Consider the following 23531-nt stretch of genomic DNA (forward strand, 5'->3'; position numbering starts at 1 on the left):
CAAAAACCTGCTTGTCTGTTTTATGTAATTTATCTTTGCTGGGGACTCGAATGGTGTATATATGTTTTGAGTTAAGATAATTTGATTCGCTTGAAGTCTTGTTTTTAGTCTGTCATGCTCATGTTCTATTTTACTCAAACTAGCAGAGATGACATTTTAAATTTGGGGAGAACAAGATAGATGTTACCTAAGATGATCAAAGCGTCCGTGATCGTATTTGTTTTTAGTTGCATTCCGATCGCACAAGGAGAGGAAAAAGTACGATCTGGTAAACAGCAAGCAGCTGAGCTCAATACGACCATTCCAGTCAAAATGGACTATCTGGTTTATTTACCCGAAGATTATGAGCAAAAGGAAAAGTGGCCTTTACTATTATTTTTGCATGGAGCGGGTGAACGCGGTGATAATCTTGATCTGGTGACCATTCATGGTCCTCCAAAGCTGGTTAAAAATGGTAAGCAGTTTCCCTTCATTGTTGTCTCCCCTCAATGTCCGAAAGAACAACTTTGGCAGCCGGTTGAATTAACGGCGTTATTGAACGAAGTGGAAAAAAAGTATCGTGTTGATAAAGATCGCATTTATGTATCAGGATTGAGTATGGGAGGTTTCGGGACCTGGGCGTTGGCTGCTTATACTCCTTACCGGTTTGCAGCTCTGGTTCCCATTTGTGGTGGTGGTGAAAAATTTTGGGTCAAAAAAATCAAACATGTTCCCATTTGGGTCTTTCATGGTGCAAAAGATACAGCCGTACCTCTTAGTCGCTCAAAAACATTGGTGGATGTATTGAAAAAAGCGAAAGCAGATGTGACTTTCACGGTCTATCCGGAGGCTGGACATGATTCCTGGACCGAAACATATAACAATCCGAAAGTCTATGAGTGGTTGTTACAGCAAAAACGCAAACCGGAAGCAGAAGTCAGAGCAGCAGAAAAAAAGGAAGCGGCAGAGCGTAAAGCGAAACGAGCCGCTGCAAAAAAGAAGAAATAAAACGGAGATCGAATTACTGTACCAGACCCTTGGTTAATTCCATGAATGCGGTTTCAAGGTTGATTTCTTCTTCGTGGAATAAACGAAGTTTGAAGCCTTCATTGATTAATATTGTGGGAATAAAGGTGTAGTCCTTGACGTCGTTTTGGAGCGTGATCAGCATGACATTGTTTTGGATGTCAATGTTGGAAACGAGCTCATGAGCTTCGAGCAGGGTTGCCGCTTTGTCGGTATTTTCGTTGACGGAAACGTGTAACAAAATACGTTGTCTTGCTTTTTTCATGACTTCATCGACATTGTCGTCGATAATCAGGTTTCCTTTTTCGATCATTCCCACACGCGTACAGACATCTGCCAGTTCTGGTAGAATATGACTTGAAACAATCACCGTTTTCTTTAATTCTCCCAGGCGTTTCAACAAGTTCCGAATTTCGATTCGAGCACGCGGGTCAAGTCCACTGGCCGGCTCGTCGAGCAAAAGAACCTGTGGTTCATGTAACAGGACACGTGCCAGTCCAATGCGTTGGGTTTGACCACGGGAAAGCTGGTTGACCATGGCATCTCGTTTAAAGGACATATCAACTAGTTCCAGTTTTTCTTCACAGACTTTACGTCTTTGAGGCCCTTTGATTCGATAGGCCGATGCAAAGAACTCGAGGTATTCAATCACCGTCATATCATCATAAACACCGAAGAAGTCCGGCATAAATCCAACGAGTCTTCTGATCTCTTCGGGATGCGTATAGATCGATTTTCCACAAACGTACGCTTCACCATAATCGGGACTGAGCAGTGTAGCGATCATTCGCATGGTGGTGGTTTTGCCAGAACCATTAGGGCCAATAAAACCAAAGACGTCTCCTTCACCCAGATTAAGATTGATGTTATTCACGGCAATCAAGTCGCCGTAACGTTTTGTTAAATTACGTGTTTCAATCACTTGTTATCGCTCCCGGCAGGTGGGTCCTGCTGATCGTTTGGCGGATTATCTTTCTCTTTCAACGAAGGTAATTCGTATTGGATTTTTGTCGATTTCGTTACAGGGATCACAACTCTGATATATGCGCTCTGATTTGTCTGATCAAGTTTTTTGTTATCAAGTGAGGCTTGACTGAGAGGTGTATCCAGTCTGGCAAACAAAACGGCTCTTCCTAAACGTAATTGTTCGCTGAAATCTAATTGTTCTGCTGAAATATTAGAGAGTCCTGTGTACCCATATCCTCCTGACATTTCATGGAACGTAAGCATTTTGAGGATATCGTAAACATCTTTGGAAAAGGCATCATAGTCGGTCTGCTCTGTCACCACACTGGCCGTATTTTGCCCTTGTTTAGGTAATCGACGAGAGACAGAACGGGTCAAATATCCTTTTATATTACGCGAAGTAATGTTAGGGCTAGTAATATCCCAGTTTTGATTGGGAGGGATAAAGGAGTCTTCAAGATGTTCTGGATCTACGAGCGGCAGATAAATACGGTTACCATAGGCAAGGACCCACTCTTTGAGCGGGACAGTTAATCGGTTTGTAAATGTTCCTGAGAGTCGACTGAGACTGTTACCCGTCAGATTAGATGAGAATAATTCTGGTTGTTTTTGCGTCCATTCCGCCAGTAAGCTTTTCGTGCCCCATTTCAGGATCGGAAGGTTCACAATCGACTTTGATTGAGGGGAAAATTCGTAAGCAGGGGCACTCATGGTTCCTTCTGCCGAGCGATACATGCCAGCAAACGTTGTCTCTGGTAGTCCGTTCCAACAGATCTGAGTTGGAACAAGCTTCCTTTTTTCATCCTGCACAGGGATGCTCGACTGAACATCAATCTGATATCGACGCGTTTCAGGGCTATATAGGCTGAGATAAAAGCGTCCACGAAGTTGGCCTTCAGATACATCATAGTCGACAAGATTGAGTTGTGTTGACTGCAGCGAACGACCATTATCGTTTTGAGCCGTAGCCACCCCCCAGACAGCTGCGATCAAAACCATGCTGGGGAATGTAACCCAGGTAATATGTGGCTTCTTCAAAATTCGATGTACCAGAAAATAATCGAGCGGACCAATGAGTAGCAGATAGATGAGAATTAAACTCATCACCCACCAGTGCGACGATCGTTCCGCTTGTGGAAAATTTTGCTGAGAATGAAAAAGCTGTGTTTCTAATTCCGAAATACCGGTTTGGGAAAGCCGTTTTCCGAGCGCAGCTTCCTGTTCATTTGCGGCGACGGGCTGCTTTTTTCGAGTCGCGAGTTTAACACAGAGATTCTCTAAGCCTTCCCAGTTGACTAAAGGGCTGGTATTCAGATCCAAAGCGAGAAAGGTGACAACCCCCAGTCCGAAAGGAACTCTTACCAGAATTGGTCCATTGAGGGAAGAGGCCAGAACTTCTCCCGAATTGATTTCAATTTGAGAAGCAGTGGCTACACCGCGAATCCGTGAACGTACAGCAGCAAATAATTCCAGACTGCTTAACTCACGGACTTTATTTTCCCCGAGGACTTTAACGGGAACCCACTTCGAAAATTCACTTTTCTGATATTTTTCTAAGTCTTGGCCCACACAGAGAACGAGATGGCCTCCATTGGCGACCCAATTCTGTATGGCCCGGTTTTTTTCGGCACTGACAGTATAATCAGAATCAAGAATGAGGGAATCGAGTGAGTCATAGCCATAGTCAGTCTCTGGTAAAAATGACTGGTCAGAAATCAGTGTCGTAAACTGGTTGAGTTTTTTATCAATGGAATCTAGTCCAGCAGGCTCGATTGGATCAAATCCGGAAGTCTTACCGATGATAGCCCAGAGTTCGACCGATTGTTTTAAACCGATTCCCGTAAACTGATTCTGAGTTGACTGCGGTGAGTAGGAGTACTCATGCAATATTGCTTGAGTACCTATATCGCGCAAGCGAATTTTTAACGGACTATCAAGCAATCCGGTTTTAAATTGCGAGTAGAGTTGATAGGTTCCCGGTTTGGGAAATCGGTAGACGTCCGAAGGTACCTCGGTGGAATTTCCATCAGGAGAGAGGGACACCACGGATAACTGTAATTCAATCGGCGCAGTTGTCGTTAGCTCAACTGTAACGGGAACCCATCGTCCAATTTTGTAAAGCCCGTCAAAGCCGACCTGAATTTGTTTAACTTCGCAAGCGCTTTCATCAGCACCTTCAGCAAAAGCATGCTGGTTCACATTGAGCAGAAGCAAAAGCAATGAAAGGATCGTATTGAATTGAGAAAACCGCGATGATTTCATGTGTTTATTCTCTGATTCCATTTGTTCAAATGTTCAATTGGGAATCAGTGTTTGAAATGACGAATCGCTTCTCTTTCGAGATCGTCACGAATTGAAGCGAAATAATAAAATAAGTATAAAATGGTATTATGTCTTGAGCCGAGACGAGGCTCAATGGATTGTCATTACAAATAAAGAGTTTCCATGGATTAACCTGTTCTACATTCAGTTTCAAACCTTTAGATCAGTAAGTAGATCTGCAAATTTCTCCAACGCAATTTTTGGTATCATATGTGGACCTATAAAGTCAGAGAAGTCTACTTCGAATTGATGTTGTTCAAACATCTCTTTTAACCAGATTCCCCCTTCATATGGCAGAATCGGGTCCTGTGTTCCATGGCTCTGTAACACGGGGAACTTCTTTGATTTTTCTGCTAGCGAGATCCATCTTTGTTCACATAGCAAAGTACCAGACCAAATGACCAAGGCGGCCGGAGGTTCCGGCAGGTTTAGGGCCACCTCTGTTGAGACGATTGATCCTTGTGAAAAACCTCCCAGTACAAATTGAGAGAGTGGTAAGCCAGATTCCTTTTGGAGCTCAACAATTAATTCACTCAGTTTTTGTGAGGCTTCCAAAAATCCCTCGGGAGTCTTTGATCTTTGATCTCGGATTTGTCCAGATAGTATAGCAGCATTCAATTTCTCGATATCCAGCATCCACCAGCCACGTCCATCAGGGATTCCTATTTCTAAGGAAGAAAGCGGTGCTGCCGGAAAAACGAATCGAACTCGGTTTTTTAAAGCAGGGTTTCTATTCAATATCTCAGGTCCCAATGGTACTAAGTTATCACCCGGTGCGCCAAAACCATGACTGATGACGGCTATAACTTCCGGGCTTTGGTTCGTGGGTAATTCATCGTAAATCTGGCAGCTAAGTGCACCAATTGTTCTTGTAGTGAGGGGCATTGAATCCTGAATCTCCTAAGGTTCCCATATGGACGGTATGGATCTGTTTAAAAATCGAGAATGGCTATTGTGTCGAAGAACAAATGGTTTCGCAATCGAGTACCATTGATTATCAATGCTAAATCAAGAACAGGAAATGATTTAACTTTTGAGTTCTGAATAGAGGCAATGAGGCATTTGTACTAAACATGTTTTATCGAGTGAATTCCCCGGAGTGTGTTCATAAGTGATTCGATTCAAGGATCATTTTGATGCATTTGTTATCGAAAATGCGGCAGGTGAATAAATGGTCTAAATAAGATCGGCTCAAAGCGGATTGTAATAAGTGATTTTCAACACTTAGTTTAACATTGTCAAATAGAATATACTCTATTTCAGGAACACCTTTTGCATTAGCTCAGAGTAACTTCTCATAAAAGAAATCCAATCAATGAGGATGATTCAGGAGAATGTTCAATTTATCCACATGATAGGGAGATTCATAATGTTTCGGCGAAACAGATCGATAAAAGCACTCGTAATTCTATTGTTTTTAGTGTTCTTACAAAGTGGTTCGTTGTATGCACAGGCAAGAGACCTCGATTTGATTGGGGGAAAGCTCAACCGCGATTCCTTTACACTCTGCCGGGAGATAAGGACAAAATTTCGGGGTATTAGAGGGCAAAGAATACTTTTTGCGAAAGCTTATGAAATTCATGAAATGGCCGATAATATCCACCGGATGGTTCTTCTGAATGCTCCTACCAGAGGCATGGACCAGGCTTTATTGGAATTAAGTCTCTTAGTGGATGATTTGGATCAATCACTTAAAACCATGCCGTTGCCAGTATTCAAAGATCCTGTCACAGTGCCAACCGGACCAAACGGATATATTTTCTATGGTGGAAATGGATATCCACAACCCAATTTTCAATGTGGTATATTCCAGTGCTACGGCCCTCCTTATCGCATGATTTCAGAACAGGCTATGCGCGATGTTTGTGGAATTCTTACTGATATGCAATCTTCAATTAATCAATTACAGGCACACTATTCACTAGGGCTTGAGTTACCTCCAGCGCAAAGATTATTTCCCAGTCCGAATCCCGTTCCACAACTTGATTCAAAGCAGGGTCGGGGAGGACAGTCACAACCTCCAGGCTTGGCATTACCATTCCCGGAACAGAATGATTCCGGGTGGAAACCTTCACGTAAGACAGCTCCCATTTCTCCTCCCGTTACACCAGGAACTCAACCACAACCATTACAAAAAGGTCCAGCAGTTTTACCACCACTGCCATCGAACAACTGAAAATGTTCTCCTACTTATAATTGATATTACGAAACAGTTTTTTTGCGATTCTCAATCGACTCTATTATTTTTCCAGATGATGCGTTATGTTGTTTTTGATTTAAGCAATCATAAAACAAGTCTGTGTCTTTTAGCTGGAAGGGTATGTTGATGGAATTTGATGCTGAAGAAGTGACTGCCTACTTACATCAGCATATTCCGGTGACAAAGGCAATGCAGATTAATGTGCTACCTGAGATGAAAGACGCTCTCAGGCTGACGGCCAGGTTAGCTCCGAACCTGAATCATCAGGAGACAGCCTTTGGTGGAAGTATTGCCAGTTTAGGCATTTTGGCTGGCTGGACTTTAATCCACATTCGATTAAGCGCAGACAAAGTGCGTTATAAGATTGTGATTCAGAAAAGTGAGATGGAATTTCTCCATCCAATTGAGAGTGATTTCGAAGCGGAATGCCACTTCCCCGAACAAAAGTTATGGGATCAATTTCATTCGGGCCTACAGCGGAAGGGGCGTGCGCGAATCAAATTGGAGTGTGCCGTGACAGTCAAACAACAGGTGGCAGCAGTCATCAAAGGCACCTTTGTAGCAAAGCAACTGGAACGATCTTGAATTGGTTTTTCAAGGTTTTTGAGAATGATCTTCTGAATCAGGCTTTGCGCGATGCGTATTTTGAATTGTTTCTGCCAATGATTTATCGCCGGTAAAAAGATGAACGTCTCTTTGCGGGAAGGCAATTTCAATTCCTGCTGCATTGAATTGTTCGTGAATTGAAGTATGCAATTCGTGAATCACCTGCAAGCGATTCTCCAAATCTGGAAGAAATGCGCGGATAATTAAGTCTAAAGTACTGTCACCAAAAGATTCAAAGGTAATGCTTGCGGCTGGTTCGGAAAGAATTAACGGATGTTCGTTCACAATTTTTAAGGCAAGGTCAGAAGCTTGATTGGTGTCTGTGCCATAGGCAACACCGATCGTAATTGTGATGCGCTGTACCGAGTCGGTTAACGTCCAGTTAAGTATCTTCCCTGTAATAAATTCCCGGTTCGGAACGATATACTCTTTGCGGTCCCAGTTTGTGATGGTTGTGGCTCGCATACGAATACGGGATACGACGCCTGTCACATCATCGACAGTGATAATGTCGCCCACTCTGATCGGGCGTTCGATAAGCAGGATCAAGCCGGAGACAAAATTGGCAAAGATTTCCTGCAGACCAAATGCCAGTCCAAAAGTCAATGCGGTCGCCAGCCATTGTAATTTCGTCCAGCCTAAGCCGATTGTACTAAACACAACGAAAATTCCAATGAGTGCCACGAAATAACGGGCCAGACTGGTGATGGCATACTTAACAGGGGTATCCAAGGGGAGGCGTTGCAGAATCAGGAACTCAAGCAGACCGGGCAGGTTTTTCGTAGCAACAATTGCGAAGATGGCAAATATGAGAGCCAATCCGAGATCATAATATGTAATGGGTTCCAGCCGATCAATGGTTTTTTGGGTGATGTTTCCATCCACATCTTTGGTTTCTTCGACTGTCTGAATCGACGTCGACCAGAGCTTAAATTCATTTGTATCGAGTCGGTTAAAGGCTGGTAGCGTATCTCCCCAAATCCATAATAAACCTACTAGCAGAATGACGATCATGGTGGCATTAATTAGTTTTTTGATTTGTGCTGAGATTTTAGTAAGATCGGCAGGATTTTCTTCCTCTGTTGTAATACCGGCGACTATCGTTTCTGAACTTGATTCTAGAGATTCTTTTTTAAGAGCCTCTAATCGTTGCTGATTCTGCTGATAGCTTAACTGTCGATGGTGAATTAAAATCCAGCGCAACAGCAACGCCCTGAAAATAATGACGATCAGAAATAACCAAAGCGTCATGAAAATTAAATGAAACAGGCTCATCGCCGTAAAGTAGAAACCGATGAGCGATAACAGAATTAGAGAGCAGGGCACAAGTAGCGTTAAGAAATAAATAATGAATTTAACTCGGTCGTACCAGACCTCTTCATTGTAATTCAGAATTGATTGAAAGAGACCAGAGCGGGGATGAAAGACTCTTCGAGCGAAGACCGTGTAGACAATGAGCAACGCAACAAAAAATAGACGTTCCAGCAAGTCATGATTACGGTCGACTTCTTTACCATGCAGCAGAAGCGTGATGAAAAGTAGAGGTAAAGAAAAAGGAATGACCCAACGTATATTTCTACGTACATAGGAAACGGTTTGTTTATACCAGCCAAAATGCGATTCACCGAGACCTAAGGGTCTGCAGATTTGCCGGATCAGTTCCCAGAAAAATAAGAGCCACGCCACTTGGCGCAAACTGGAATCAACGGCTTTGACAAAAACGGGAGCATTGGGATGACTACCGATTCTCCAGGCAAGAAACCAGATAAAGCCTGGCCAGATAATGGCAATAAACAGAGTGAGGAAGGCGACCCGTGCCGTCATTCCAAATTTGCGGTAATTGCTCCTGATGATTTCTTTATTCATGATTCTTAGTTGAATCCGAACATTATACGCCAGATAAATAAGGCTCACGAAACAACAGAAAGCAGTTAAGTAAATGACCGGATTATTGTAAGTATCCTGTTTGAGTTGCTGGATCAATTGTTTCCAATGACTTGGAGAAAACAACCAGCGAATCGATTGCGATGTCTGCTTGAGTTCCGACAAAGAAACAGGAGCAGAACTTTTAATCCAAAAAACACGTTCACTGATATAGGCAGAATATGCTTTGGATTGTTTTACAAGATTGTTTTCGGTGACATTCAAATTGATTAGCTTCTCGAAGTAGTTTTTGTTACTCCGAATGAGTGTGTCCAGGTATTCTTTTTGTTTCGTCAGAGTTTCTTCGACGACCTGCTGGAGATTAATTTTGTCTTCAGTAGTTAGTTTTGGGTTCCTTTTCAGAATTTCTGTGGTTTTCTCTTCTACGGTTGGAAAGTTATCCCAAAGATCGTTCAGTTCATAATCTTTTAAATGGACTTCATTGATGAGTTGACTTCGATTCTCGATACTTTGTTTTAGACTTTCGACAACGGGGAGTGCCGCTTGTTGATTTCTGAGTAACAAGCCAATCGGGCCGGTTAATCCGACGGATTTTTCTTTTTCTTTTGTTTGATCGAATTGTTTTTTGAGATCTTCTAAGAGTTGGCTTGTTTGAGAATATTTTTGATCAACCATTTCGACTTTTTTATTGAGCGCTTGAATCTCTTCTGCATATTTTTGGTTCTTTGCTGCGAGAGGTTGCAGAATGGGATTTGTGGCAAAAACTTTTTGACGCGCTTCTTTCACACGCATTTCAGATTCGACGTTACGAAGCTTCTTAATCTGTGCCTTCATAGCATCAATTTTATCTTTATCTCTTTTAGCGAGCAGCTTTAAATAATCCTGATTGATACGCGGGTAGCCGATGTTTGCTTCAACATCATATTTAGCTAGCTCGTTCTTGAGAGCCGGTTTTTCAGCTTTGAGAAGTAACAGACGTGTTTTAAGCTCCATTTTTCTGGCATCTGTAACCGACGCTGGTTCATCTGCAGGAACAGGGACTTTTAATTGCTTTTCGATTTCGTTAATTTTTTCATCAATTTGACTCGCACGTTGTAACGCATCTTTCTGGCGATTAGCGCGGCTCGCAATTTCTGTGTCCCAGTCAGCAAGAACCTGCTTACTCTTTTCAAAATCAGCTTCAGCTTGAACGAGATCCTGTTCCAGTTTTGGAAGATTGAGGATGTGAGTATAAGAAGGGGATGATTTTTTATTCTCGCTTTCAATTTTAGCTTTGATATCATTCAGCCTTTGGACTGCATTTTTCGAATCGACTTCATCAATTTTTTCTTTTTCTTGTAATTCGACTGTTTTCTTAAGGTCCTCAATCGCTTGATTATAAAAATTGGCTGCCTTTTTCTGATCCTCTTCAGACAGGCCTTTGGTTTCCTTGAGTTGTTCGATTTTTTTCTGAATCTCTTCAGCGGTTGGTTGCTGTGTTCCGTTGAACGCTGGTGATTTAGTGGGGGTTTGTGTCTTGGAAGGAACCTGAGCCTGCAAATCCAAACACAAAAAGAACATAACCACAAAGATCAGAGAGCATACGGTCGTTTGAGTATTTCGGTGACAAAGAAACATTCAGTACAATTTCGTTAAATTGATTCGTGGAACTTAAGGAAGATGAACGGCGCTTCCGAACGTCAGTTTAGTTCTTCAGCTCCTTGTTCAGCAAGGTGTGGAGTACTTTCCCTCTGCAAAAAGATAATTGATCTTTCTTCGTTCGAGCGTTCAAGAATTTATATGATCAATCCTGCAGAGAGATCATCGGCTGCATTCGTAGCCAATGTCAGTTTCTTGCAGATGGCATTTAAGCGAGGTGGTGCTACCGAGAATGATTATGTTCTCAACAGTGTTGTTATTCGTACTTCGATGATTTCTGCCCTGAAAATCACATGAGTCGTTCTTTTTATACCCCTGGTTTGATCCAGTAAGCATGAAAATAGAGACTGTTTCATCTCTGTACCTGATAACGCCTTTTAAGTCGTTTTAATATGGTCAAGCTGATACTTGGAGTGAGCTCAAACTCATGATATTCGGGGTGTAGACTTAATCGTATAGTAGGGGTTTTCCCTATGCATGTTGATGATAAAGTCATCTTCCAGTAAGTTTTGGGTAATGCTATGTGTTATAATGTACACTTTTTCTGGAGGGGTTTGACTGGATTTAACTGATTGGATTACGAGAAGTAACAGGGATACACGTTGATTTAAAAAAATAACCTACGTTTTGTGTAGTCTTCACATCCATATTGGTTGAGAGTGAGAAACATGAAACAGTCTTCAGAATTTGAGTCGATGGGGGGTAGTCCGCAAACTGCCGATCAAAATGACTCAATTCATTTCATCTGGCCTAGGTTGCCGCTGTTTGGAATTGCCTTTGTCATGGCATTGGGAGTTTTGGTCCTGATCTATGAACTAAGTCAAGTCACACTTACCCAACACGTGATTTACGTCGATGTCAATCGACAATCATTGGCAGGAAAAGTGGCAAAGGATGTGCTTGAGTGTCGCCGCTACGAAAAAGATGTGTTCCTCAATCTGAATCATCCGGTCGAATATAATGATTATCTCTTGAAGTGGCGAACTGCCTGGAACAAGCTTTCCATTGATACGGAATTTTTGAGTAAGTGTATGGCAAATGAGGAACAGACACGTTTACAGATGCTGTTGCACGATTCAGTAAAAGAGTATCAAAAACAGTTTTTGAATATCGTCGAGAAGATAAATCGCGAGGAAATTAAGACTCCTCAACAGGCTAATCTGGCGATGACACCGTTTAAAGACGACATGCGAAATCTATCAATTCTTTCGTCAAAATATGCGGTCGAAAGTGCAAAAGACGCAACTGAACATGGTGGGATATTAGTTTGGCGAGGTGGGGTCAGTGCTATTGTTATACTTTTATTGACTATCGTGCCTAGTGTCATTCTTCTGTTTCTCTTTCGTAAATACAATCAAAAACTGATACTCGCCAATGAAAAACTTCAATCATCAAAGAATGAATTGAAACAGAGTGAAGCACAGTTTCGAACCTTGATGAATAATATTCCTGGCGTGACATTTCGGTCGCATGTGGACGAAAGTAGGACTATTGAATTCGTCTGCGAGACAATCAAAGAGCTTCTGGGGTATCCTGCTGAAGAACTATTACAGAATAAAGTACGAACATTTACCAGTGTCATTCATCCTGATGACATTACTAAAGTCCATTCAGTTATTCAGTCGGCCGCGGAAAAACCGCAATCATTCCAGGTTGGATATCGAATGATACGTGCTGATGGAGAGGTAAGATACGTTTGGGAACAAGGTTTAGTTTCACATGATCACAATAACGTGCCTATGGTCGATAGTGTGATGTTTGATGTGACAGACCGAAAACAGGCCGAACTTGAGTTGCGTAATAGTAAAGAAGTATTTGAACGCGCCTCATTAGTCGATAAATTGACAGGTTTACCCAATCGTACGCTATCCCATGAACGTTTAAAGGAATTAATTCTGGAGTCCCAGGAGAAATCAGAAGCAAATTATGCTGTTATCTTCCTCGATTTTGATCGTTTCAAAATGGTCAATGACAGTTTAGGACATGATGTCGGTGACTTACTGCTCGTTGAGATTGCAACTCGCTTGCGTCGTCATCTTCGCTGTACAGATTCAATCAGTCAGCAGGTTTCAGGAAATACAGCAGGTCGACTGGGAGGCGATGAATTTCTGATTCTGATCAATAATATCAAGAGCCTTGACGAAGTGAACTCTGTTGCAGAACGGCTGTTGGATGAATTAGCCCGTCCGTACTTCCTGGAACAGCATGAAGTATATTCAACTGCCAGCATGGGGATCGTAATCGGCAACAAATATTACAAACGGCCGGAAGAGATCATCCGTGATGCAGACACTGCCATGTATGAAGCAAAACGCTCCGGAAAAAGCCGTTATGTGATTTTTGATGATTCAATGCGGAAACGTGTGATTCGAGAGATGATTCTGGAAAACGATCTCAGAAAAGCGATAGAGAATCAGGAATTGGTACTTTACTATCAACCCATCGTTTCGCTCGAAACTGGTACCGTTTGTTGTGTAGAGGCTCTGTTGCGTTGGTATCATCCGACATTGGGACTCATCAGTCCGGGAGAGTTCATACCCATTGCGGAAGATTCGCAACAGATTATCGAACTGGGTGAATGGGTTTTACGAGAAGGATGTCGGCAATACGCTGAGTGGTCAGAGCGGCTGGGATATTCCGCTCCATCCATGATCAGCATTAACTTATCGCGTAAGCAATTTATCTGCCCGAATTTGGTGCAGATGGTGGAAAGCACGCTCCAGGAATTTAATCTAGATCCTAAACATCTTCAATTGGAGGTGACCGAAGATGCCTTTGCTTCCGATGTGAATGAAGCGATTCAAGCGATGAAAGAAATCAAAAACATTGGGGTCAAGTTGGCCATCGATGATTTTGGTGTTGGCTGTTCCTCTTTTGCTTCACTGAATCAATTCCCTGTAGATACACTTAAAATTGATCGCTCGTTAGTAGATCAAGTCATACGTACCAAAGGTATGGCCGCGATGATTAATTCTTTGGTAGTCCTGTCTGAAAACCTGGGGATCATGCTTATTTCTGAAGGTATCGAAGAACAGGACCAGTTGACCGAACTCACGAAACTGGGCTGCGAGTATGGACAGGGGTTTCTCTTTGCTAAACCATTGACCTCGGAAGTCTTTGAAGAATACTTACTGAAACAATCTGGTGCCTCAATCGCATCGACTCCACAACTGGTGGAAAGTAATTAAGTGCTCTGTTTGATACTATTTGACCGGCAGTGTTCTCACTCTCTAGCACGTTTCGCTATCATAGTTGTTTAAATAATGCAAAGATATCTTACTTTGAGCATTGCGAATGACTATGAAACGACGACAACTGTTTGAGTTTGAAGACTGCCGCTGGTTTCCAAGTTTGCTTAGAGATTTTATGACAGATTACCTGCGCTTCGTTTCTGGCAAATTTAATCTGTTCGGTGGAACGCTGCCGGTTCTCAATGAAATCCTGCAACAGACTGGTCGTTCACAGATTGTCGATATTGCCTCTGGTGGCGGTGGTCCCTGGTTTACATTGATTCCGAAGTTACTAGAGCAGGTTCCGGGTTTACGTGTCAAACTGACTGACTATTATCCAAATCAATCTGGTTTGCAAGAAATTGTTTCAGCGTTCCCTGAGACGGTTGAAGTTGAGTCACGTTCTATCGATGCGAAAGCCGTGCCCCAAGATCTGGTAGGACTACGAACGCAGTTTCTAAGTCTGCACCACTTCAATCCGAGTGACGTAAAAGACATTCTTCGCAACGCAATCGCGGCTCAGGAACCCATTGCCATTTTTGAAGCACAACAGCGCGACATAGAACATCTGATTCGGTTTGCACTCTCTCCGATATTTGTTTTGCTGTTGACACCGTTTATAAAGCCTTTTCGTATTTCACGACTGATCTTTACATATCTGATCCCCCTGATTCCGGCGTTGGTCTTTTGGGACGGCCTTGTTTCAGTGCTTCGAACCTACACAGTCAATGAAATGCTCGAAATGGCTAACGAAGCTGATACACAGCAGAACTATAAGTGGAAATCCGAAGTCCTGAACTGCGGTCAAATCAAATTACCTTATCTCACAGGTAAGCCTCTCGATTAATCAAGTCTTAAGTCGAACGAGAAAATGAACAAAGATGCTTGACTCTTGATGAATTGCATTGTTACAATAGTGTGACACGTTACATATGTGAAACCAAAGTGGGGTCAGCCTATGAGTGTTACAACGACGAGTGTTCCTGCACTTGAGCGGGGGCTGGATGTGCTGGAGACGTTGAGTCAGGCGCCTGATGGGCTCGGAATCAGCGAGCTGGCCACACGGCTTTCTCTCAATAAGAACGCGATTTTTCGTATCACGCATGCTCTTACTGATCGCGATTATCTGGAACGCGATCCACTGACGAAGCGGTTTAAGCTTTCAACCAAGTTCCTCACATTAGGGATGCCACAGGTGGGAGATGTGAGTTTGGTTGAAGAAGCGCTGCCACTCATGCGTGATCTCCGTGATGAAACTCGCGAAACGGTACAACTCGGTTTACGCGTGAGGGATGAAGGAGTCATTATTGAACAGGTAAGTGGGCTCCATCCTCTCAGGATCGCCGTTGATGTGGGACTCCGCTTTCCATTACATAATAATGCCCCAGGAAAAGTGCTCCTGGCATTTCAAACTCCTGAAGAATTAGCTGCTACAATCAAACGCATTCCTTTGACACAAGATACATCGCGCACCATTACTGATCCAGGCATGTTACAGGAAGAATGTGAACGAGTTCACAGTCGCGGTTACGCTACCGATTATGCGGAAGCGGATGAAGGAATCCATTGCGTCGCTGCTCCGGTATTGAGTAAAACTGAAAACCTACTTGCTGTAGTTTGGGTCTCCGCTCCTTCCAAACGAATGCCTAAGAGTCTGTTTTCCAGCATTGGTAAGCAGGTTATACAGTGTACAGAGAAAATTACCGGGAGACTCATTCGATGAAATTCCTTCCTGCCTGGTTTTGTTTGTTGAGTTGGCTCTCGATGGTGGGGGGGATTTCTGCTGCTGATGATACGTTCTTTCATGACACTGTGGAACCAATTCTTCGTAAACATTGTTACGAGTGTCATTCCCATGCTTCTGGAGTGATGGAGGGAGACCTCACACTGGATTGGCAGAGTGGTTGGAAAACGGGGGGAAGTCGCGGTGCTGCAATCGCTCCTGGTGACCCGGAAAGTAGTCTGCTGATTAAAGCGATTCGTCACAGTGATTCCGAATTACAGATGCCCGAGCAGAAGCTATCTGACAAAGAGATTGCTGCTCTCGTAAAATGGGTCAAAGACGGAGCCCAGGACCCGCGAACGACGAAGCCCGCGTCAAAGGCCACCGATCCTACGGACTGGTGGTCGTTGAAACCACTTTTGCGCCCTCATGTTCCCGGTGATGGATCCAGAAATTCGATTGATGCATTTATCCAAACGCGACTGCAGCAGAAAAAATTGAAACCGTCTCCGGAAGCAAATCGACGCACCTTGATTCGTCGGTTGATGTTCGATCTACATGGGCTACAGCCTACGGTTGAAGAGACAAACGCGTTTCTTGCAGACTCAAGTCCTCAGGCTTATGAAAAGTTAGTTGACCGATTGCTGTCCTCGCCTCGATATGGAGAACGCTGGGCACGACACTGGCTCGATACGGTCCATTTCGCAGATTCACATGGGTTTGAGCACGACGTCTTTCGGCCTCACGCGTGGCGGTATCGTGACTATGTTATTGATCGCTTTAATCGTGATATTCCCTGGGCACAGTTTATTCGAGAGCAACTGGCGGCTGATTTTTTCTTTCCTGAGGCATCGGAGCTAACGGTCGCGCTGGGGTTTCTTGGGGCAGGTCCTTATGATCAAAGCGCAGCTGCCACTGCACCCAAGTCGTTTGAATATCTTGACCGTGATGATCTGGTGACCCAAACCATGGGGGCCTTCGCCAGCACCACAGCAAACTGTGCACGATGCCATACACACAAATTCGACCCCATTACACAAGCCGACTATTATGCGCTGCAGGCAGTATTTGCTGGCGTTGGTAAAGGCGATGTTGCATTTGACATGGATCGAGCGGTCGCCAGTCAGCGATCTCACTGGAAAAACCTTAAGGCAGCCGCTCAAAACAAGAATACAAATATTCTATTGAAACCAGATAATCTGAAATTGGTTGCGGAATGGGAACAATCCCGCGCTCCTCAAACGCGTTGGGTACCTCTTGAGCCTGATGTCTTTGTTTCGACCAACCGCGCGAATTTGAAACGCCAGCCTGATGCATCGATACTTTCAAGCGGAAAAACGCCAGAGCAGGAGACAATTGTCGTCACGGCAAACACATCGCTCTCAACAATAACTGCGGTGCGGCTGGATTTATTGAATGATGACTCGCTGCCCCACAAAGGGCCGGGAAGGGCACACAATGGAAATCTCCATTTAAACGAGTTTGAATTACGTGCTTTCAAACCCGATGCAGTGGAAGGACAAGTGGTTCCCATTGGTCAGGCAACAGCAGACTTTAATCAGGCTGGCTGGACGATTCAGCATGCCGTCGACGGGAATCCCAAAACGGCTTGGGGAATCTACCCGAAAGTCGGCGTGCCGCATCATGCAGTATTTGTTTTGAAAACACCGTTGATTGTTGAGCCTGGTACGAAATTATCAGTCACACTGAAACAGGTACATGGTGGTGCACATGTCATCGGGCGTTTCAAATTAGCTGTTACTGATGCACCGAAGTTGAACGTGATTGCACTTCCGATAGAAGTCGAGGCGGTTTTAAATAGTCCCGCTGATCAGCGGTCAGCTGAACAACAGACATTGCTCGCTTCCACTATTTTGCAACACCGGGCGGAGCAGGAACTGGAGAAGCTCCCATCACAAGTCAAGGTTTACGCGGCGGCAGCAGAAGCTGCGAACGAGAGAGGTATGATAAAGTTATCCCAGCCGCGTGAGATTCGACTTTTAGTGCGTGGTAATCTTGAAAAGCCGCGCGATGTGATTGGGCCTGGTGCTTTAACGGCATTATCTCCTTTGCCAGCTCGGTTTGAACTACCAAAATCTCATCATGAATCAGCGAGAAGAGCAGCACTTGCAGACTGGTTGGCTGACCCACGGAATCCGCTGACCTGGCGAAGCATCGCCAATCGCGTATGGCACTATCATTTTGGTAAGGGACTATGTGATACGCCAAATGATTTCGGACGTATGGGAGGTACACCCTCTCACCCTGAGTTGCTCGATTGGCTGGCCTGTGAACTGCGTGATCAAAATGGATCATTGAAACATCTGCATCGTCTGATTTGTAACAGCAAAACCTATCGACAATCATCGGCCTACCGCTCAGAGTTGGTTACACACGATCCCGAAAATCGATTGCTGGCACGCATGTCGCGGCAACGTCTTGATGCAGGAAGTTTCCGAGATTCGGTTTTGCTGGTGAGCGGACAACTTGACTTGAAGAGTGGCGGGCCAGGAGATTCTCATTTTACAACGACTCCCGGTCCGCAAGTGACGCCGGTGTTACACTACGATCAATTTGATCTGGATAGTCCGGCAGCCAATCGACGCAGCATATATCGCGTGGTCTGGCGTGGTATCCCTGATCCTCTGATGGACGTGTTGGATTTTCCCGACCTGGGTTTATTAGCTCCGACACGTGGCTTTTCAGCCTCTCCTTTGCAATCTCTGGTTCTGTTTAACAATCGTTTTATTTTACATCAGTCACAAAAGTTGGCAGAGCGGGCACGAAAGTTACAAACCAAATTACCAGGCCAGATTAAACAGATCGTTTTATGGGTCTGGTTGCGAGAACCAGCGGAAGATGAATTGAAAAAAATGACAACTTTGGCTGGCAAGCATGGTTTGGAAGCCGTTTGCCGTTTGGTTCTGAACAGCAATGAGTTTCTTTTTGTTGAGTAACAACAATGTCAAACTTAATCAAACATCATCTTTCGCGGCGTGAGCTTCTCATGCAGTCAGGCGGTAGTTTTGGCGCTGCGGTATTGGCTCACTGGTTGGGACACAAATCAGTTCCGGCGGCTTCGACAAGGAAAATGAACGGTGGTTTGCATCATCCGGCGAAAGCACGACGTGTCATTCAGCTGTTTATGAACGGCGGCGCCAGTCCCATGGACACGTTTGATTTTAAGCCAGAATTGAAACGTCTTCATGGACAGAAACTGGGACCGAAAGAGAAACCGGAAGGTTTCACTGCGGCCGCTGGTGCTGTGATGAAGAGTCCATTCAAATTTGCTCAACATGGTGAAACCGGTCGTTGGGTCAGTTCGGTCTTTCCCCATCAGGCGAAAATTGTCGATGAGTTAGCGTTTTTGATGGCGATGACTACCAAGACCAACGTGCATGGACCAGCCAGTTACATGATGAATACCGGCTTTATGTTGCCAGGGTTTCCCTGTATGGGGGCCTGGATTTCCTACGCCCTTGGTAACCTTTCCGACAATCTACCAGCGTTCGTAGTGCTGCCAGATGTGCGAGGTCTGCCTTATAATCAAAAAGGAAATTTTAGTGGTGGCTTCCTGCCCGCAAAACACCAGGGAACTCTCGTCAATGCGGCAAGCAAAACACCGATTCCGAATCTATTTGCAGATCCGCAATACACGTTCGCGCGAGATACAGCGGATAAGAATACTTTTGCGCTATTGCAACAGTTTAATCGACAGCATGCGGAAACTCGCCCGGATGATTCACGATTAGAAGCACGCATTGCCGCGGGTGAACTCGCCGCGAAGATGCAACTGAGTGCACCCGAAGCATTCGATCTCACTCGGGAATCAAAAGAGACACAGACCGCTTACGGTCTGGACCAGAAAGTGACGGAAGATTTTGGCAAACGTTGTCTATTGGCAAGGCGTTTGCTGGAACGGGGCACACGGTTTGTTCAAGTCTGGAGTGGTCCACAGGGGGCGGTCAATAACTGGGACAACCACGGCAATATCCAAACTGAGTTGCCTGCGATCGCGAATAGTGTCGATCAACCCATTTCCGCTCTCTTTCAAGATATAAAGTCGCGTGGGTTACTTGATGATACACTCATTATCTGGACGACGGAATTCGGGCGCACACCTTTTGCCCAGGGAAGCCAGGGGCGTGATCATAATCGAGGCACGTTTGTTACCTGGCTGGCCGGTGCCGGAATCAAAGCAGGGGCAAGTCATGGTAAAAGTGATGATCTTGGTTACCAGACCGCTGAAGGTAAAACCTATTGTTATGATTTGCATGCCACGGTCCTGCACTTACTGGGCATCGACCACAAACGGCTGACGTACCGTACGGCTGGTATTGATCGCCGTCTGACTGACGTCCATGGGCATGTGATACACGACATTTTGAGTTGATACATTAGATGCCGTGGTGCGAACATCTTGAATTTCCTTATGAGCCGATGGTATGATCTTGATAGTCTAGTCGGGCGGCGCTGACCCCGGCTGATTGAGTTCAAAGTTTCGTAAAAAGGAAACTGAGCCATGCCGTTGAATCGACGCGATTTCGTTCAGGCCATGATGTATAGCCCGTTTGCTCTAACTCTCTCTTTGTCACAAGCAAAAAGAGTGACTGCAGAAGAGACAAATACCAGTGGTGTATCCATTGCTGAGATTCATGAGGGCGAGGATGTTTTTGCGTACATCCAACGCGTCAAAGGTGGATTCGATCTACAACTTTACCGCGAAATTCTTGGTGCGGCTAATGCATTCAAAGAGGGCGATCAGATCATCGGCGTTGCTGCGACTGACGAAGAATCTCGCAAGAATGCCCGTGCATTGTTAGAGGCGACTCGTATTATTGATATCAACGCACATCCTGTCTTCAAAGATAAACTTCATCAACTGATAACAAACCGGCAGAGTTCTACTTTAAAGGAACGTTCAGCAAATCTGACACTTGGAGCTTTAAAACAACTGTTACTCACTGAAGATGAGGCGACCATCAAAAAAGTTACGAGTGGTCTCTCCAGTGATGTCATTGGCTCTGTTGTGAAGCTGATGACTAATGGAGAATTGATTATCGTTGGTTCCAAAGTCTTCAATTCCCTGCCGGGTAGTCAGATCGGTGCGCGAGGTTATTTGGGCGCACGATTGCAACCAAATTCACCGACGGACAATTTAGATGACATCTTCTGGCAAGTCCTTGACGGATGGTCGTATGCAGTAGGAGATGTTCTACTGGGAACAAATCCTGTTTCCAGCACGCCTGAGTCGGTTGAGGCTGTGGAATTGGTGTTGAAGGATATCCTTTTGACATTTGGTGTGGCAGATATTATGCCGCATTGTGTGCTATCACATATTGACGTTCAAGCAGAAGTCGAGCGACAAAACCCAGGCAGTACGGCTCTTTGGTTCCAAAGTATCGCAGGTAGTGATGACGCCAACGAAACATTTGACATCAGTGTCAAAAAGATGCGTGACTACGCACGTTCGCGGACGGGGCAATATGGTTTGTATTTTGAAACGGGGCAAGGGGCAGATTTTACCAACGGCCATAGTCATGGCTTTGATATGGTACTGCATGAATCTCGCAAATATGGTTTTGCACGTGCCTTGACTCAAGATGTTGCCGCGGCTCAAAAGTCTGCCGGTAAAGAATCTGCTCCCTGGGTGCATCTCAACGATGTGGCAGGGTTTATCGGACCGGAAGTATTTCGGACGCGCGAACAACTCGTCCGTTGTTGTCTGGAAGACATCATCATGGGTAAGCTGCATGGCTTGACAATCGGACTTGATGTCTGTTCCACATTGCATATGGACGTTTCGCTTGATGATTTAGACTGGTGCCTGGATCAGATCATGCCTGCGAATCCGGCGTATCTGATGGCGTTGCCAACGAAGATCGACCCTATGCTGGGTTATCTTACGACCGGTTTTCAGGACCATGTCCGCATGCGAGAGAAATTCGGCTATCGTGTGAATAACAAAATGTGGGGCTTCTTTCAGAAGCTGGCTGTGATTGACGCGAGTGGAAAACCAACCGAGCACTTTGGTGATCCTACTTGGGTATACTTGCTGTACCGCCGAAAAAAAGGAGATTCTCGTACCAACCGGGCAATTTTAAAAGAAGGTCGTCAAAAATTATCAGAAGTCCGGGGCCGCGGCGTCTTCATCGCAGAGGGGTATGGGGAAAAGCATTCGGAGTTGGAACCTTCATTGAAAGTCGAAATCGATCAGATTTATCATGATGCCAAAAAGAGCATCTGGGCAGAGCTCACTCCCGACTTTATTTCCAATGTGCCTGAAGCGGTCCCTTTAACAACTCAGTCAAATGATCGCCTTGAATACATTTTGCATCCGACAACAGGGGAACAACTTTCCAAAGCCGCTACAAAAATGATTCGACAACTACGAAACAGTTATGATGAAAAATTCGATGTGCAAGTGGTGATCTCCGATGGTCTAAACGCACTGTCGATTATGGACGAAGGACACCTGGAACCGTTCCTTAAGGAACTAAGGCAGCAATTGCAAGCTGCGGGCTACCATCCCGCGAAGCGTAACATCATTATCAAGTCAGGGCGTGTTCGTGCGGGTTACCGAATTGGTGAATTGCTCTTCGGCGGTCTTTCAGGGAATCGTGCGATTCTTCACATCATCGGCGAGCGTCCGGGTACCGGCCACCATACATTTTCTGTTTATATGACTTCCCCTCTTGGTTCCGTCTGGAATCAATCAGGTAAAGTGGACCACAATATTACGAAAGTGGTCTCCGGGATCGCCACGACTGCTCTCATTCCCAGCAAAGGAGCCGATGAGACGGTTCGGATATTGCATCAGATGAATGCGGGCTAAGATATGGGTGTTGAACCAGTCGAATTGTTTAACTGTGAATACCTAATCTTGCGTGGGAAATGTATCATTGGAGAAAATACTATTCAACATTTTCCCTTTAAATACTAAAATACCGATTCATCGATGATTTTAGATTCATTCCGCATGCAAACCAAATAATGAGGCTCAACTTAACTCACTAGAGAAGGAGATCGAAGTGAAACAAGTGGCATTACTGGTTCTATTTCTCATTTGGGGAGGTACAACGACATTTTCTGCAGAACCTGCACCAGAAGAAGATTACCAGATTGTGGAAGGGAAATGGTTTCGGATGGCCAAAGATAGAAAAGGATCCCCCGTTCGAATTGAGCAGGAGCTATCACAGAAGATGGCAAAAGTTAAAGCCTATGATCGACACGGCAAGTTGATCCTTTCACAACAGGCAAAATTTCGTTTGCAACGTACGGACGATCTGAATCTTTTTATCTACTACGAATTGGAAATTTTAGAAGGTCCGAAGAAAGGCGTTAAGCAGAAGAAGCCTCAGCTATGTATTTATCGTTTGAGAGGTGACAGGCTCATCGTTGTGGAGGGAATGGCGAGTGATGATAAATTACCTTCAGTGGTTTTAGTCTGGTGGAAGATGAAAACGCTGAACTCAACTCCAGAAATTTAAATGATAGATATGGTTTTAATTCTTGGCTCGTTTTTTTCTGGAACGATTCCAGGCAATCCAACCACCAATTCTTAAAAAGAACCAACCTACCCATGCCTGAAAAAGATTAGCATGGCATTCGCCAGCGAGTGCTGTCAAACGCCAGACCGTGTCAGATTCACAGCGTGTGTATTCACCGGTGGCATAGAGCCTGTCATGTACAACTCCTGCGATATCTACCTTGGACCAGCGAACAAGAATACGACCAAACCAGGGGATGGAACTAAAATCGGTAATGAAATTTTCCGGGACAGTAATGACTTTGTCTCGCACATTGACTGTGAGTTCGCGTAACAGCTTGCGGCAGCCATCAGGTTGTCGTTCGGTTTGAAGTAATCCACTCACAAGAAATACGGATTCTTTGTCAGGAGTTGTTGTCAACAGAGTCGCCTTTCATTTCTGGATCAATGAAATTCAAGATCAGCACT

At 44.6% G+C, this 23531-nt stretch carries 16 protein-coding genes; 11 read left to right on the forward strand and 5 right to left on the reverse strand.

From position 1 onward, the window contains the following. Positions 1 to 180 precede the first annotated feature (180 nt). Positions 181 to 987 (forward strand): prolyl oligopeptidase family serine peptidase, encoded by an 807-nt coding sequence (locus tag V202x_RS19690; protein ID WP_197992981.1) that lies wholly within the window; start codon positions 181 to 183, stop codon positions 985 to 987. A 13-nt stretch (positions 988 to 1000) separates the two neighbouring features. Here V202x_RS19690 and V202x_RS19695 read toward each other — a convergent pair whose 3' ends face one another. From V202x_RS19695 to V202x_RS19705, 3 genes are all read right to left on the reverse strand, one after another. After that, positions 1001 to 1927, reverse strand: coding sequence for an ABC transporter ATP-binding protein (locus V202x_RS19695; protein ID WP_145178507.1), 927 nt, complete (start codon positions 1925 to 1927; stop codon positions 1001 to 1003). Then, the gene (locus tag V202x_RS19700; protein WP_145178509.1) at positions 1924 to 4233 is read right to left on the reverse strand and encodes a hypothetical protein; all 2310 of its coding nucleotides are present in this window, start codon (positions 4231 to 4233) and stop codon (positions 1924 to 1926) included. The genes V202x_RS19695 and V202x_RS19700 overlap by 4 nt, the downstream gene beginning before the upstream one ends. Positions 4234 to 4443: 210 nt before the next feature. Beyond that, the gene (locus V202x_RS19705) at positions 4444 to 5178 is read right to left on the reverse strand and encodes an alpha/beta hydrolase (RefSeq protein WP_145178511.1); all 735 of its coding nucleotides are present in this window, start codon (positions 5176 to 5178) and stop codon (positions 4444 to 4446) included. Between the two features lie 484 nt (positions 5179 to 5662). Here V202x_RS19705 and V202x_RS19710 point away from each other — a divergent pair, with 484 nt between their 5' ends. Together V202x_RS19710 and V202x_RS19715 are read left to right on the forward strand one after the other, a co-directional pair. After that, a complete protein-coding gene (locus V202x_RS19710; protein WP_145178513.1) occupies positions 5663 to 6469 on the forward strand; it encodes a hypothetical protein in 807 nt (268 codons plus the stop codon). A 150-nt stretch (positions 6470 to 6619) separates the two neighbouring features. Next, positions 6620 to 7078, forward strand: a complete 459-nt coding sequence (locus V202x_RS19715; protein ID WP_197992982.1) for a YiiD C-terminal domain-containing protein — start codon at positions 6620 to 6622, stop codon at positions 7076 to 7078. A 9-nt stretch (positions 7079 to 7087) separates the two neighbouring features. Here V202x_RS19715 and V202x_RS19720 read toward each other — a convergent pair whose 3' ends face one another. Continuing rightward, positions 7088 to 10600, reverse strand: coding sequence for a mechanosensitive ion channel domain-containing protein (locus V202x_RS19720; protein WP_145178517.1), 3513 nt, complete (start codon positions 10598 to 10600; stop codon positions 7088 to 7090). Between the two features lie 162 nt (positions 10601 to 10762). Between V202x_RS19720 and V202x_RS27590 the strand changes: the two genes are divergently transcribed. The 8 genes from V202x_RS27590 to V202x_RS19755 all read left to right on the forward strand — a co-directional run bounded on the left by V202x_RS27590 (position 10763) and on the right by V202x_RS19755 (position 23064). Continuing rightward, positions 10763 to 10918 (forward strand): hypothetical protein, encoded by a 156-nt coding sequence (locus tag V202x_RS27590; RefSeq protein WP_197992983.1) that lies wholly within the window; start codon positions 10763 to 10765, stop codon positions 10916 to 10918. Between the two features lie 371 nt (positions 10919 to 11289). After that, positions 11290 to 13809, forward strand: a complete 2520-nt coding sequence (locus tag V202x_RS19725) for a GGDEF domain-containing phosphodiesterase (RefSeq protein ID WP_145178519.1) — start codon at positions 11290 to 11292, stop codon at positions 13807 to 13809. Positions 13810 to 13921: 112 nt separating this feature from the next. Continuing rightward, positions 13922 to 14698: a hypothetical protein gene (locus tag V202x_RS19730; protein ID WP_145178521.1), complete on the forward strand. Its 777-nt coding sequence runs from the start codon at positions 13922 to 13924 to the stop codon at positions 14696 to 14698. A gap of 111 nt (positions 14699 to 14809) precedes the next feature. Further along, positions 14810 to 15574 (forward strand): IclR family transcriptional regulator, encoded by a 765-nt coding sequence (locus V202x_RS19735; protein WP_145178523.1) that lies wholly within the window; start codon positions 14810 to 14812, stop codon positions 15572 to 15574. Beyond that, positions 15571 to 18531, forward strand: a complete 2961-nt coding sequence (locus V202x_RS19740; RefSeq protein WP_145178525.1) for a PSD1 and planctomycete cytochrome C domain-containing protein — start codon at positions 15571 to 15573, stop codon at positions 18529 to 18531. Before V202x_RS19735 ends, V202x_RS19740 begins: the two co-directional genes overlap by 4 nt. Before the next feature lie 5 nt (positions 18532 to 18536). Next, the gene (locus tag V202x_RS19745) at positions 18537 to 19967 is read left to right on the forward strand and encodes a DUF1501 domain-containing protein (protein ID WP_145178527.1); all 1431 of its coding nucleotides are present in this window, start codon (positions 18537 to 18539) and stop codon (positions 19965 to 19967) included. A 129-nt stretch (positions 19968 to 20096) separates the two neighbouring features. Then, positions 20097 to 22409, forward strand: coding sequence for an ethanolamine ammonia-lyase subunit EutB (gene eutB, locus V202x_RS19750; RefSeq protein ID WP_232098586.1), 2313 nt, complete (start codon positions 20097 to 20099; stop codon positions 22407 to 22409). A 196-nt stretch (positions 22410 to 22605) separates the two neighbouring features. Beyond that, the gene (locus tag V202x_RS19755) at positions 22606 to 23064 is read left to right on the forward strand and encodes a hypothetical protein (RefSeq protein ID WP_145178529.1); all 459 of its coding nucleotides are present in this window, start codon (positions 22606 to 22608) and stop codon (positions 23062 to 23064) included. Positions 23065 to 23079: 15 nt separating this feature from the next. Here the strand turns inward: V202x_RS19755 and V202x_RS19760 are convergent, their stop codons facing one another. Beyond that, complete coding sequence (locus V202x_RS19760) at positions 23080 to 23484, reverse strand: DUF1353 domain-containing protein (protein ID WP_197992984.1); 405 nt, start codon at positions 23482 to 23484, stop codon at positions 23080 to 23082. Positions 23485 to 23531: the final 47 nt, after the last annotated feature.

The organism is Gimesia aquarii, from assembly GCF_007748175.1.
Lineage (GTDB): Bacteria > Planctomycetota > Planctomycetia > Planctomycetales > Planctomycetaceae > Gimesia > Gimesia aquarii_A.

What these genes read in the sequence shown, in the direction of transcription:
- V202x_RS19690 (WP_197992981.1), top strand. Translation starts at nt 181, where the DNA reads ATGTTACCTAAGATGATCAAAGCGTCCGTGATCGTATTTGTTTTTAGT.
- V202x_RS19700 (WP_145178509.1), bottom strand. Translation starts at nt 4,233, where the DNA reads ATGAAATCATCGCGGTTTTCTCAATTCAATACGATCCTTTCATTGCTT.
- V202x_RS19705 (WP_145178511.1), bottom strand. Translation starts at nt 5,178, where the DNA reads ATGCCCCTCACTACAAGAACAATTGGTGCACTTAGCTGCCAGATTTAC.
- V202x_RS19710 (WP_145178513.1), top strand. Translation starts at nt 5,663, where the DNA reads ATGTTTCGGCGAAACAGATCGATAAAAGCACTCGTAATTCTATTGTTT.
- V202x_RS19715 (WP_197992982.1), top strand. Translation starts at nt 6,620, where the DNA reads ATGGAATTTGATGCTGAAGAAGTGACTGCCTACTTACATCAGCATATT.
- V202x_RS19720 (WP_145178517.1), bottom strand. Translation starts at nt 10,600, where the DNA reads ATGTTTCTTTGTCACCGAAATACTCAAACGACCGTATGCTCTCTGATC.
- V202x_RS27590 (WP_197992983.1), top strand. Translation starts at nt 10,763, where the DNA reads ATGATCAATCCTGCAGAGAGATCATCGGCTGCATTCGTAGCCAATGTC.
- V202x_RS19725 (WP_145178519.1), top strand. Translation starts at nt 11,290, where the DNA reads ATGAAACAGTCTTCAGAATTTGAGTCGATGGGGGGTAGTCCGCAAACT.
- V202x_RS19730 (WP_145178521.1), top strand. Translation starts at nt 13,922, where the DNA reads ATGAAACGACGACAACTGTTTGAGTTTGAAGACTGCCGCTGGTTTCCA.
- V202x_RS19735 (WP_145178523.1), top strand. Translation starts at nt 14,810, where the DNA reads ATGAGTGTTACAACGACGAGTGTTCCTGCACTTGAGCGGGGGCTGGAT.
- V202x_RS19740 (WP_145178525.1), top strand. Translation starts at nt 15,571, where the DNA reads ATGAAATTCCTTCCTGCCTGGTTTTGTTTGTTGAGTTGGCTCTCGATG.
- V202x_RS19745 (WP_145178527.1), top strand. Translation starts at nt 18,537, where the DNA reads ATGTCAAACTTAATCAAACATCATCTTTCGCGGCGTGAGCTTCTCATG.
- eutB (WP_232098586.1), top strand. Translation starts at nt 20,097, where the DNA reads ATGCCGTTGAATCGACGCGATTTCGTTCAGGCCATGATGTATAGCCCG.